This window comes from Polaribacter sp. IC073 (assembly GCF_007997075.1).
GTDB lineage: Bacteria > Bacteroidota > Bacteroidia > Flavobacteriales > Flavobacteriaceae > Polaribacter.
This window is the reverse complement of record NZ_VORS01000005.1, coordinates 1-13,152: the sequence shown is the minus strand read 5'-3', so window position 1 is coordinate 13,152 and position 13,152 is coordinate 1. Positions and strand designations below refer to the sequence as shown.

The 13,152-nt window shown below is 30.7% G+C and carries 7 protein-coding genes and 2 pseudogenes; 3 read left to right on the top strand and 6 right to left on the bottom strand.

Annotation, left to right across the window (positions count from 1 at the left end; all coding sequences use genetic code 11):
* Positions 1-14 precede the first annotated feature (14 nt).
* From ES045_RS08495 to ES045_RS08475, 5 genes and pseudogenes are all read right to left on the bottom strand, one after another.
* Positions 15-968, bottom strand: coding sequence for a phage tail protein (locus ES045_RS08495; RefSeq protein WP_147115435.1), 954 nt, complete (start codon positions 966-968; stop codon positions 15-17).
* Positions 969-1,218: 250 nt separating this feature from the next.
* A pseudogene (locus ES045_RS16850) lies at positions 1,219-1,422 on the bottom strand (LytTR family transcriptional regulator DNA-binding domain-containing protein); the annotation flags it as partial.
* Positions 1,423-1,920: 498 nt separating this feature from the next.
* Positions 1,921-2,589: a LytR/AlgR family response regulator transcription factor gene (locus ES045_RS08485; RefSeq protein WP_147115432.1), complete on the bottom strand. Its 669-nt coding sequence runs from the start codon at positions 2,587-2,589 to the stop codon at positions 1,921-1,923.
* A 3-nt stretch (positions 2,590-2,592) separates the two neighbouring features.
* On the bottom strand, positions 2,593-5,616 hold the full coding sequence (locus ES045_RS08480; RefSeq protein WP_223267215.1) for a histidine kinase dimerization/phosphoacceptor domain -containing protein: 3,024 nt from the start codon (positions 5,614-5,616) through the stop codon (positions 2,593-2,595).
* A 196-nt stretch (positions 5,617-5,812) separates the two neighbouring features.
* Positions 5,813-9,127, bottom strand: a complete 3,315-nt coding sequence (locus ES045_RS08475; protein ID WP_147115426.1) for a glycoside hydrolase family 2 TIM barrel-domain containing protein — start codon at positions 9,125-9,127, stop codon at positions 5,813-5,815.
* Between the two features lie 479 nt (positions 9,128-9,606).
* Here ES045_RS08475 and ES045_RS08470 point away from each other — a divergent pair, with 479 nt between their 5' ends.
* Together ES045_RS08470 and ES045_RS08465 are read left to right on the top strand one after the other, a co-directional pair.
* The gene (locus ES045_RS08470; protein ID WP_147115423.1) at positions 9,607-11,304 is read left to right on the top strand and encodes a GMC oxidoreductase; all 1,698 of its coding nucleotides are present in this window, start codon (positions 9,607-9,609) and stop codon (positions 11,302-11,304) included.
* Positions 11,305-11,306: 2 nt separating this feature from the next.
* Complete coding sequence (locus ES045_RS08465) at positions 11,307-11,849, top strand: gluconate 2-dehydrogenase subunit 3 family protein (protein ID WP_147115420.1); 543 nt, start codon at positions 11,307-11,309, stop codon at positions 11,847-11,849.
* 717 nt (positions 11,850-12,566) lie between these two features.
* Here ES045_RS08465 and ES045_RS08460 read toward each other — a convergent pair.
* Positions 12,567-12,737 carry a helix-turn-helix domain-containing protein gene (locus ES045_RS08460; protein WP_410524640.1) on the bottom strand — a complete coding sequence of 57 codons (171 nt, stop codon included), beginning with the start codon at positions 12,735-12,737 and terminating at the stop codon, positions 12,567-12,569.
* Between the two features lie 188 nt (positions 12,738-12,925).
* Here ES045_RS08460 and ES045_RS08455 point away from each other — a divergent pair.
* Positions 12,926-13,152: pseudogene (locus tag ES045_RS08455) on the top strand (transposase); the annotation flags it as partial.

Here is a 13,152-nt window from a genome sequence, read left to right as displayed (position 1 = left end):
TGTTTGGGTTTGTATTAGTATTTAATAATATAACGTACACCATAACTAAATGGACGATTTTCTTTCTCTAGATTACCATCTCTTTGAGCATCCCCTAAAGTACCTCCATGGCCTGTACGCTGGCCTGTAATTGCTATATTATGGTTGTGGTTACCTGCGTTATCTGTTTTTTTAAATTGTTCAGAACTAGAATTATTCGGATCACTAGACTGTTGCCAACCCCATTCTTTATCTGCTCCTCCATGATCTATACCATCTGGCGTACCATAATTACTATGACGAATATTGTGGTCATGAATACCTGCATCATTTGTATTACCATTAACATTAAAAGAATGTGTATGGCTTTGTGTAGATGGATCTTGAAGATTTCTTAAACCTATTGCATGTGAAAAACTTGAATTATTAGGTGTACCTGTCCCTTTTAAATAAACACCTCCTAAGTTAGGAGCCTTATCCGCTCCACCGAGTACAATCCTTAAAGCTGCATATTTAGCATCATCTTTAATACTTTGCCCATTGCATTCTACATAACCTTCTGGTACGGCATCTCCCGCATGAGATAATATGGTACCTACTGGTACACCATTAGCAGCATGTTTTGCATAGGGTACGTATTCAAAAGGCTGGTTGTAAATTTCGGTATCTACACCACTGTTATTTACATTAATAATCGCTTTTAGGTTTCCGTCAGAAAAAGCGATATCTCCAAAAGCAGCAAAATCAACACGTGTACCTGTACCAATTACGTGAGAAAATACACCAAAATTATCCGTTGTTATTTGTTGCGTTTCTTCATACGAAACAGCACCATCACTTTTTGTAATTTTAAAGGTAAAGGTTAAGGTTTTACTTGTAAGAGCAGCACTATTATTGTCTCTAGCAATTCCTTGAAAAACGAGACCAGATTGTGCAAAACTTGCTAAAGAGATAAATAATAAAATAAGAGTAATTTTTAGTGATTTCATAGAATTTTCTTGTTGAAAGTTGATGTAATTAAATAATTGTTTGAATTTTGAATGTAATAATAGTTCATTTCAGTATTTTCACAAAAAAAATGTCGTGAACTGCCCTGTTTTTGTCGTGAATGCACATTTAGGGCAAAATTAAACTATTATTGCAAAGACAAATAGCGTATTTACCCCTGTTTTTAGCTCTAAGTAAAGGAGTAAATCAGTTAAAAAAAAACGCTGTACTTTATCAATAGGTTTTCTTATTTTACACCAATATTGTGTAAACCTCTTCTAAATATTTCTGAGAAACAGGAATTTTGTTTGTCTCCATTTTAATTTCTTTTGCATTAAATGCTGTCACGTAATTTTTATGAACAACATAAGATAGATGCACTTTTAAAAAAGAAGCCAAATTTAATTGTAGTAAAAAATCTTGTATATTAGAACGTATAAATTTTACAGACTCTTTTGAATATAGTGTTAGCTATTCGTCTTCCTTTTATAAAACCAAATAGCTTTTACTTTAGATTTTTCAAATCGGTCTCTAGCATTCAGTGTAGTTTCTTTTTCTGGCAATAACAGAAAGCGCTAATTGTAAGGCAATAAATAACTCTTTTATATTAAATGATTTAACTAAACAGCTAACGGGTTTGGCTTTAATTGCTCTTTTTATAATTATAGGGTTACTAAAAGCAGTTAAATAAATAATAGGAACCTCTATAATTGATGTACTAACTTCATTTCGGTTTTAGTACCTACCAATCTAAGAAGATGCTATCTTGCTTTACTTCTCTAATTTCTTCTAAGCAATTTTTGCGTCTATTTGCAACCCAAAAACGTTATAGTTTAAAGTCTCTTTTAATAATTATTAAGATGAATTTATAGGATAATAAAATATTGTGAATTGTGCTGTTTTTATTGTGAATGGATTCTTTTTGTCAAAAAACATCTATTTTCTAAAAATAAATTAAGAAATTTCATCAAAAACCTCTTTTACATACGTTTTAGATAAAGGTATTTTATAATTATTTATTGTTATTTCTTTACTGTTAAATGCAGATATATAGTTTTTATTAACAACATAAGATCGATGTACTTGTAAAAAAGAGCTGGAATTCACCTGCTTCAAAAAATCATGAATACTTGCTCGAATTAATCTTTTAGAATCTACTAAATGAAGTGCTAAATAATGATCTTCTTTTTTGGCAAACATGATGTCTTCTTCAAGAATTTTAATATTTTTATCTCTGTCTTTTACAATAATTTGTGCCGTTTTTTTTATTTTACTAATGGCTAGTTCTACAGCAATAAATAATTCATTATTATTAAACGGTTTTACCAAATAGCTCGTAGGCTTTGTATTAATTGCCTTTTTTATCGTTTCTACATCATTAAACGCGGTGAGATATATAAACGGAATTTCTAATTGATTTCCCAACCAAATACCTGTTTCCAGTCCTTCTACTCTAATATCTAAAATAGCAATATCTGGCTGCAGTTCTTCTATTTCTTTTAATGCAATTTCTGCATTGGTTGCCATTCCACAAACTTTATACCCTAGCACTTCTAAAGTTTCTTTTAATAACTCTTGGGTTATTATTTCATCTTCTAAAATGTAAATTCTAATACTGTTCATGTATTAAAAGTGTAATGTTAATTTAAAGCCATTAGCCTCTTCTATATTCATCTTTCCTTTTAATTGCGTATTCATCATGCCAATAATTCTCATCCCCATAGATTCTTTTTTACCTACTTCTTTTCTAAAAGTACCATTGTCAAAATACTCAAACACATAATTTTCCCCGTCTTTTTTAAAGCTTATATGAATCTCTCCATTTGCTATCGTAGTAAAAGCATGTTTATTAGAATTATTAATTAATTCATTTAATAAAAGCGCAAATGGTGTTGCTTTATCCATGTTTAAAACAACCTCTTCTACATTTAGTTTATAGGTTACTTTTATAGGGAATAGTGCTTTATAATATCTTATAATATTTTCTATGTTTTCTTTAACAGAAATACCATTCTGATTGTCTGAATTATACAACACATCATGAATCCCTGCAATCGACTCTATTCTGCTTTGGCTATCTTGTAATTTTAATTTTAATTCTTCGTTAGCGCTATGCACCATTTGCAAACCTAGCAAGCCAGAAACAATTTGAAGGTTATTTTTAATTCTATGATGAATTTCTAACATCATTGCACTTTTTATTCTAGCTTCATTAATAGCAATTTCATTTTTAGAAAATAGCTTTTGCTTTATTTTATATTGATAAAAAACATAAACAACAATCGCCAAAGCAATCGCTATTAACAAACATATAAATCCCCAAGTTTTATAAAAAATTTTCTCAGACAGCACTCTTAACGTTAGTGTTTCTCCTATTTTTCTTTTAGACGCACTTAAAGCTTCTATTTGCAACGTATATGCTCCTGCCGCTAAGTTTGCAAATAAAATTTCATTTCCAGAATAACTGGTAAACCACTCAGATTTATTTTTTTGATCTAACAAGCGATATCTATATCGAATCTCTTTTGCATCTACTTCACCAAACAAAGACATTGTTGCAGAAAAGCGTCTGTATTCTGCCGGTAAGTTTATTTCTTTTACATTCTCTAAAAAGCTAGGAGAGGAATGTATTTTCCATCTATTTTCTTCAGCATCAAAAAAAGAAATTGAAGTGAATTTAGGCTGTATATTAATACTTTTTTTTTCTAATTTCTCTGGATCAAAAAAACTGAGCCCTCTATAACTCCCCATTAAAATACTTCCTTTAGCATCTTTGTAAGTACTGTATCTATTGCCTTCTAGTTCATAAACACCTTCTTTTTGAGTGAATCTAACTACTTTTTTTGTTAAAGGATTTATGGAAACAATACCAGCAAACGTATTTAGCCATAAATGGTTGTTATTGTCTGCAACCATACCAACTATAGAAGCGTTTACTTCATCCTCATAAAAAAGATTTAATTTTTTATTTACAGTATCATACTTATATATTTTACCAAATCTTGTAGCAACTAAAACTCCGTATTCCTCCTCATAGGCTATAGAGAGTAAATTGTCTGCATTTTCATTTTCGAACTTATAAGTTTTAAAAATACCCTTTTCATATTCAAAGATTCCTTCGGATGTAGTTGCAAATATCTTTTTTCCGTCAGTTGCAAATTCTTTTACTTTTACCGCATCTGTATTTGCTATTTTAGTGTACGTTTTTCCTTTAAGACTATATTTAAAAACGGCACCTCTTTGGTTAGCTGTAAAAATGGTATCTTTTAATTTAATTATTTCCTCACCAATAATTTTAGTACTTCGTTCTTTAATTACATTATAATCGGAGTCTAAAGTGTATAAATTATGGGAATCATTTATAATAATCGTATTGTCTTTCTCCACATAAATATCTCTAGAAAAGTTAATTGCTATTTCTTTATGGTCTAATAAAAACTGAATCTTTTTTTCTACCCCCTTCTCAACATCAACAACATAAACACCTTCACTATCTGTTGCTACAATATATTTAGATCCCGTCAGTTTTTTAATTGTTCGAATACTTTTGCCTTTTAAAAAGGTTTTAATTTTGCTTTTCTTAAAGGAATAAGATTCTAATGTATTTCCGTTTAAAACAATCAAATCCTTACCAAACTCTTTGTAACTTTTTTTAGAAAAATTTTTAATTTTAACCTTAGTATTCAATTGAGGTTCGAAATTATCAAAACTATAAAATTTAAAAAACTCATAATCTCCAACCACATCTTCTAGGCAAGCCTTTTTATAATCTTTACTAAAATGTAATGATTTATTGACTTCATAATTCGCACTCGTATTGGGTATTTCTATAAACGCCTCTTCTTTTCTATCATATTTAAATATATTTTTATAGGCATCGAAGTAATAATAAAACGCATCTTTAACTTTAAAAACATTATGAATTTTATCAGGAAAAAAGTGAGTTCCTTCTTTATCTATAAAATTGTTTTTGGTAATTTTTTTAGTGATTTTTCCGTTTTCATCTAAAAAGCATCCTTCTTTTTCAAATAATAACTTTACAATTGAAAATTCGTCTGTTGTTCTTGTCTGTGCCAAAAAAGGTTCAGCAATTGGTGTATCAAAAGAAATGGAATCTATAAATTTAAAATTTAATTCTTGAAGCTCTGCACTGTAAAATTTATCTTGTGAAGTAAGAATCAACCTCGTTTTATCATTTACAAAATATTCTTCTGAAATTATATATTTTTCATTTAGCGTATTGTACTCTTCAACAAGATCAATTGTTAATGTTTCTGTATTTATAAAATAAAGTGCTGCTCTTGCAACTTTATAATACAGTTTTAGATACAAGCCATTTTTCTGATGCCTAAAAAAATGTCCTTCTTTTATTTTTTTGTGGAAGGTCTCCGGAATTTTCAATCTAAAAAAGTTAGCACCATCAAAACGCTGAATAATCACTTCTTTTTCTCCAATTACATGTTCACTCGAAAGTTTATTTTCTCCTAAAATCCAAAGCCAATCATTCGTATCGTAAATAGAATGATACGGATTAGAGATTAAATACCCTTCTCTAGATGAAAATGAATTTTTACTCGATAACATTGTATTTTCCTGCTGAGACCAGAGTATAAAATGAGAAAATAAAAATATAAATAGGAATTTCTTCAAAAGTTGATTTTAAAAGATCGGAAATAATCAAATATAAAAAAACTATTTTAGTTTCGGTTACCGAATTCATATATAAATGTTCTATAAAATAGGCCAACAAAAAAAGCACCTCCTATGAGATGCTTTTTATATTGACACTTACTTAAAGTATCTAATAGACTCGTTTTATTTCTAAGAATAGTAGCTGTAAACGGTATTATTTACCACTATAAACTTTACTTTTTTCTATAAAATTGTCTTGCGTATCGTTTTCAAAAGGAATTAAAAAGAAACTATAGTTATGCTTCTTATTTCCTTTAACTAGATATTTATCTTGTGGTCTTGCAGACCAACTATCATCACCCGCAACACCACGCTGCTCTAAATCTATATTTAATTGAACCAAATTTTGTTCTTTAATATCTATGGTGTGTTTAGAAGAATTTATTTCTGGAATACCATCTATTTGATACTCTTTATTAATTTTAGTGCTTCCTCCATAAGACAATCCTGCTGTGGTATCAAAATCTTCATTTGGCATGTGCAAAGCACTGATTCCTAAACCTTTTTTGAAATTATTTGCAACCACTAATAAACCAGCATTATTCGCATTTGCTAAAGCAACCCAACGTACATCCGTTTTATAGCCATTTTCTTGGGGTCTAATATAAGGTACATATTGGTTTTTTACTTTCGAGTTATAAACATCTACAAACGCAGCACTATTTCTATCTTGGTAATTTTCCCAAGGACCTCTACCTAAAAACGTCATGTTATCATACTCTTTTAAAAGCTGCATGCGCATTCCTATTCTTGGAATATCTGCTCCATAATCTGTGGTATTTAGTGTGTTATCTATTTTTACCACACCATTTCCGTAAATTGTGTAATTCGAAATAAAGGTTGTTTCTACTCCTGGTAATTCATACACTACATTTAAAAACACACTTCCATCATCTAATGTAGAAGTCTCTAATTTTACTACTTTAGAAAATAAAGAAGCTTTTTTCCACTCGATATTTCTAACGTGCATTTGGTTCCCAAAATCATTATCTGTAACAGCTCTCCAGAAATTTGGCTTTGGTCCTTTGCCTTCTTTTAACAACTCTTTTCCTTTGTATTTATAGGTTGTTATTCTTCCTTCTTCTTTATTAAAATACAAGTCGATATTGCTATTAGAAACCTGTATTCCGTTTGTTTTTTTATCAATATTTAATGTTGTTGAATTTTTAATTTCTAGAACACTTTTCTTATACTTTCTTGTTAAGTTAAATTGCTCGTGCGCTACTTCATAACCTTTTGGTAAAACACCCCAGGTATCTTTTGTAAAAGCACTTATTTCAAGAAAATACTCTGTGTTTGCTTTGTAATCCACATCACTTAAACCTACTCTTACCAATTTACCAATGTGGGGTACTACGTCTATTGAATTGATTTTTATTGTTTTTAAAACCTTTCCGTCACCTTTAATCTCTGCAACAAAATCAAATGCATTTAAATTCGTAAAATCATATAAGTTCTCTATAAAAATTCTTAATTGATCTTTTCTTGTATACCCACTGTTTTTGAAATTGATAAATTCATGCGCTTTTTTAACTTCATATAAAGCAGGTTGAGGCGTTCTGTCTGGAAACACAATTCCGTTGTTTAAAAAAGAATTATCTGTTGGCATATTTTCACCGTAATCACCACCAAAAGCATAATACTTTTCGCCTTTGCTATTTGTTTTCCAAATAGATTGATCTACCCAATCCCAAATAAAACCTCCTTGTAAATTATCATATTGTTCGATAATGTCCCAATAATCCTGAAAATTACCAGTACTATTCCCCATTGCATGTGCATATTCACTTGGTATAAATGGGCGGTCTGTTTTATGTTTTCCAATGTATTCGAAAGTTGCGGGAGACGGATATTGAGGTACAAGAATATCTGTATTCCAATCCATGTCTAAAATACTTCCATCTTCATCTTTATATGGACGTTCATATTGTACAGGTCTTTTTGAAGCATCATGTGCTTTTATCGCTTTATAGCCAGCATAGAAATTAATACCGTTACCAGCCTCATTTCCCATAGACCAAATAATAACGGATGCATGATTTTTATCACGCTGCACCATTCTTACCATTCTGTCTACATGAGAATTTTCCCAGGTTGCTTTTTTAGCCAAAGAATGATCTCCATAATACATACCATGAGACTCAATATTTGCCTCATCAACAACATAAATTCCGTATTCATCGCACAACTCATAAAATCTTCTTTGTTGTGGATAATGACTTAAACGAACTGCATTGATATTATTTTCTTTCCAAAGTTGAATGTCTCTTAAAATTTGAGATTCTGGCACCACATGTCCTGTTTCTGGGTTGTGTTCCTGCGTATTTACACCTTTTAAAGTAATTCTCTGACCGTTTACCAAAAGCAAGCCATTTTTAATTTCTACAGATCTAAAACCTATTTTCTGCGGAATTACCTCTAGCGTTTCTCCTCTTTTGTCTTTCAACTCCACAAGTAATGTGTACAAATTTGGGTGTTCTGCACTCCATTGTTTTGCATTCGGAATCAATCCTTTAAAATGAACAACTGCTTTTTCACTATTTAAAGCGTCTGCTTTTACTCCTTTAGAAAGAACAATTTCATTCTTATCATTTAAAATTTTATAATGAACACTAACTTTCTGTTTCTTTGAAGTGTGATTTTCTAAAGATACCGTTGCTTCAAAAACACCTGTTTCATAGGCATTGTCTAAAACCGATTTCACATCAATATCTTGAATACGTGTTTTAGGCTGTGCATACACATAAACACTGCGTTCAATTCCGCTAATTCTCCAGAAGTCTTGACATTCTAAATACGAACCATCCGTCCATCTAAAAATTTGTATTGCAATTGTGTTTTTCCCTAGTTTAATTGCTTCGGTTACATTAAATTCTGCAGGTAATTTACTTCCTTGAGAATATCCAATGTATGTACCGTTTACCCAAACAAATCCACCAGATTTCATTGCACCTATATGTAAAAACATTTCTTTATCGCCCCAACTAGACGCAACATTAAAAGTTCTTCTGTACGAACCTACAGGGTTGTAATTGTTAGGAACATCTCCGGGAGTTTTAGGATACACGCGATCTACAAACTCAATATCATCTGCTATCGGTGCTTTATAATCTGCAAATTCATATTGATGATTTACATAAATAGGAACTCCGAAACCTTCAACTTCCCAATTAGAAGGTACCTTTATCGTTTCCCAATCTGCAACATTTTCATCCGGATTCATAAATGTCATCGGCCTGTCTTTTGGGTTTTTCACCCATTTAAAATTCCAATCACCGTCTAAACGCTGTGTGTATGTTTCTGTATTTGACAAGGCATTTTTTTCTGAAGTAAAAGAGGTAAAAGAACTGTGAGTATCTAATTTATTTTCTGAAATAATTTTCTCATTTTCTATGTACTTTTTGTAATCTTTTATCGGATCTAATTTTTGTCCCAAAATACTATTACCAAATAATAGTAACATTGCCATGAAAAAGAAGCGTTTTAAATTCAAACATTCTAATGTATTTTGGCTAATAGTTAGTCCTTTTTTTAATATAATTCCCATATGCTATCTACTGTATAAATTATTGCATTAATTGTTTCAACAGCAATTTTAAAGAAAAAATATGTATAAATAACTAAAAAACGAATTACTCCACTATTCTGACGGAATTGTACCCTATTTGACTACTTATCTTTGACGCTTTTTGAAATTATAAGTCCCCTTATGAAAAAGGAGGAACTATTTTATGCTTGTTCAATGGCTCTAAAGCGAATGCTCTTTGAATCATCTTAGACGTAAAAAAAGAAATTATAATGAATTAATTATTTAAGTTTGTCGCAAAAACAAATGACAATTTTTAACGATGCTTATTTTATTTCTGGGGATAAAAAGAGACTCTTTAAGTCCTAAAATAAAGTAGCGCAACTTTAAATTAAAGACAAGGTTTTAAAGAAAGTAAGAATATGAGTACCTATAAAAATAGTTTTGATGCAATTGTAATAGGAACCGGAATTTCTGGTGGATGGGCCGCGAAAGAACTTTGTGAAGCGGGTTTAAAAACCTTGGTTTTAGAAAGAGGAAGAAATATAGAACATATAACCGATTATAAAACTGCCAATAAAGAAACCTGGGAATTAGATTTTAGAAACAAACCTTCTAACCAAGATTTAAAGAAACAAGGCAAACAAGCTAGAACAGGTTTTGTAACAAACCAAGCTTATAAACATTGGTTTGTAAACGATTTAAAACATCCGTATAACGAAACCAAAAGATTCGATTGGATTCGAGGCTATCACGTTGGTGGACGCTCTCTAACTTGGGGCAGACAAGCATTGCGTTTAAGCGACTTAGATTTTACCGCAAATAAAAAAGAAAACATCGCAGTAGATTGGCCTATTCGATATAAAGATATCGAACCTTGGTACACCCATGTAGAAAAGTTTATTGGTGTGAGTGGAGAGTACTTAAACTTACCTCAATTACCAGATGGCCATTTTACGCCGCCCATGCCACTGAATTGTGTGGAAAATGAATTTAAAAATAAAATTGGTAAAATTTATGAGAATAGGTATTTAACCATGGGGAGATTTGCCAATATTACTGGCGAAAATATTTATAAAAACAGACATACCTGTATCAGTAGAAATAAGTGCATGAGAGGCTGTCCTTTAGGTGGCTATTTTAGTAGCAATGCCTCTACATTACCCGCCGCTAATGAAACTGGAAACATGACTTTGAGACCAAATGCTATTGCTTATGAAATTATATATGATGACAGTAAAAAGCAAGCAACAGGAGTTAAGATTATTGATACCGTAACCAAAGAGCAACAAATTTTTTATGCAAAAATAATTTTCTGTTGTGCTTCTGCACTTGCATCCACAAGTATTTTAATGCAATCTAAATCGAAACGTTTTCCTAACGGATTAGGAAATGATTCTGGTGAGTTGGGTCATAATTTAATGGACCATCATTTTAGAGTTGGAGCCACAGCGATTTATAATGGTTTTGAAAGTGTTCATTTTGAAAACAATAGGCCTACAAGTTTCCATATCGTCCGTTTTCAGAATTTAGGAGATAAAGATTCTGAAAAAAAATATACAAGAGGATACTCTTTTCAAGGATCTGCGAGCAGAAAAGATTGGCAACACAATATTAAAGAGCTTAGTTTTGGTTTAGATTTAAAAGAAAAACTGAAGCAACAAGGTCCTTGGCGAATTGGTATTACCGGTTTTGGAGAATGTTTACCATATCACGAAAATAAAATGGAGTTAGACTACAACAAGAAAGATGAATGGGGGCTTCCGACAATTACTTTTGATTGTGAATTTAAGGAAAATGAAAAAATGATGAGAGCAGATATGAAAACAGAAGCAATAACAATGCTAACAAAAACTGGTTTTACCGATGTAAAAGGCTTTGAAGATTCATTTGTGCCAGGGCATGCAATTCATGAAATGGGAACTGCAAGAATGGGACATGATTCAAAAACCGCTGTTTTAAACAAGTACAATCAAATTCATGACGTACCAAATGTATATGTCACAGATGGCGCTTGCATGACTTCTTCTGGCAATCAAAATCCTTCTTTAACATACATGGCTTTAACGGCAAGAGCTGCACATCACGCCATAAAAATGTTTAAAAAACAAAACGCATAGTTATGGAGAGAAGAAAAGCACTAAAAAACATCTCTCTAGCTATTGGCGGAATTGCAATTATGCCCACTGTACTGAATATTTTAACTTCTTGTTCTAATGAAAAAATTGATGGCAATTATTTGTTTTTAAATCAAAATCAACAATACATTGTTCGCCAATTAGTGAATGTTGTTTTACCGAATCCGAATTTTGATGATAAAATAAACTACACGCTGTTTATTGATAAAATGTTCCATCATACAGTTTCTAAAGAGCATCAAGCACTATTTCATTTAGGATACCTAGAATTTGAAAAAAACTATCAAAATTCATTTAACAAAGAAATTTCTGAAGCAAACAAACGTGACATTGAAAAAACAGTAGCCAATAATTTTTCTATTTCTAAACAAAAAGAGGATGCTCTGTTCAATCTATTAGCACAAGAATTTTCTTTAATTGATAAAAAACTTCAACCAGCATATTTAAACTACACTTTTCTTACTAAAGTGAGATACTATGCGCTTTTGGGGTACTGTACTTCTGAATACTATGATAAACCTTTGTAGTTTTTCTCTTTTAAAGCTTAAGAGATCAAACCATCCAGAATCCTTCTTTATCATTTTTTAAAAATGCTATTTAATCCTAAAAAAATATCACTGAATATAAAATGCTATAAACCAAAAAAACACCTCATAAATGAGATATTTTTTACGGTCTGGACGGGACTCGAACTTCCCCCTATCTCCCAGTATTTAAAGCTTTTTTTTAAAAGGTCTGTAAATATTGTTGACGAATTGTTGACTTTTACTTTAAAGTAATTTCATGCAATTTGATATTCGTATATGTAGTATAAAAACACAAAACTTATGGAACTAAAACTATTTAAAATGATGCAAAATTAATTGATTTATTAAAACATAGATGTGCATGTAACGTTTCGGTTTTGTGTGCAAGGGTATTTCACAGAAAAATCAGATGCAGATAAAAGAAAACAATCTTTGGTTTAGACTAAAAAAGCAATTGATATTTATAATAAAAAAAGACCACGTTTATTAAACTACATTTTGACACAAGTGCAGGTGCATAAACAGCAAAAAATCAACATAAAAAAACACCAATCAAAAAGGTGAACATTGATATCATTGTCCATGTTTAATTAGTCAATAATCTATATCGGTTATTTAGGACTTAACATTATATATTCTTCAATTATACATGCTTAAAGCTTAGAACTTCTCACTCCAAAGTTTAATATTCTTGAATATAAAACAATCCAAATATTTTTAAGGTTTTTTCATAGATTTATATTTAGAAGGCAAACATCCAAATTGTTTTTTAAATTTATATCCAAAATATTTATAATCATTAAATTCTACTTGGATGGCCACAATACTTAATTTTTTATTTTCTAATAATATTAATTCGGCAGCTTTTTTCAAACAAATAGACCTTATAAACCCTGTTAAAAAAGTCCTATCAAAGATTTAATTTTTCTATAAAGTATAGATTGGCTCATAAATAATTCATTCTTCAAGTTTTCAATACCAGACTCTTCATTCATTAGATCTTTTTCAACTAAGTCTATGGAGTGTCTACCTTTGATGTGACGTTTTTATGAGGTTATAAATTTTATATTTGACTTATGGCAAAAAAGTATGACAATGAATTTAAAGTTATGATAATCGAACTATTAAATTCCGGTGTTAAAACCAAACAAGTGAGTGAGGATTATGACTTAAGTATAAGTATGGTTGGTCGCTGGAAACGCGAATACAAGTTGAAATCTGGAGATTTTTCAAAAAGAAAGAAATACCTCTTGAAGCTCAAAAACCCAAAGCACTAAAAAAAGAATTAAAGAATGAAACCATG

Bases quoted from the DNA above. Each gene is read 5' to 3' on its own strand.
- ES045_RS08495 (WP_147115435.1), bottom strand. From the start codon at position 968: ATGAAATCACTAAAAATTACTCTTATTTTATTATTTATCTCTTTAGCA.
- ES045_RS08485 (WP_147115432.1), bottom strand. From the start codon at position 2,589: ATGAACAGTATTAGAATTTACATTTTAGAAGATGAAATAATAACCCAA.
- ES045_RS08475 (WP_147115426.1), bottom strand. From the start codon at position 9,127: ATGGCAATGTTACTATTATTTGGTAATAGTATTTTGGGACAAAAATTA.
- ES045_RS08470 (WP_147115423.1), top strand. From the start codon at position 9,607: ATGAGTACCTATAAAAATAGTTTTGATGCAATTGTAATAGGAACCGGA.
- ES045_RS08465 (WP_147115420.1), top strand. From the start codon at position 11,307: ATGGAGAGAAGAAAAGCACTAAAAAACATCTCTCTAGCTATTGGCGGA.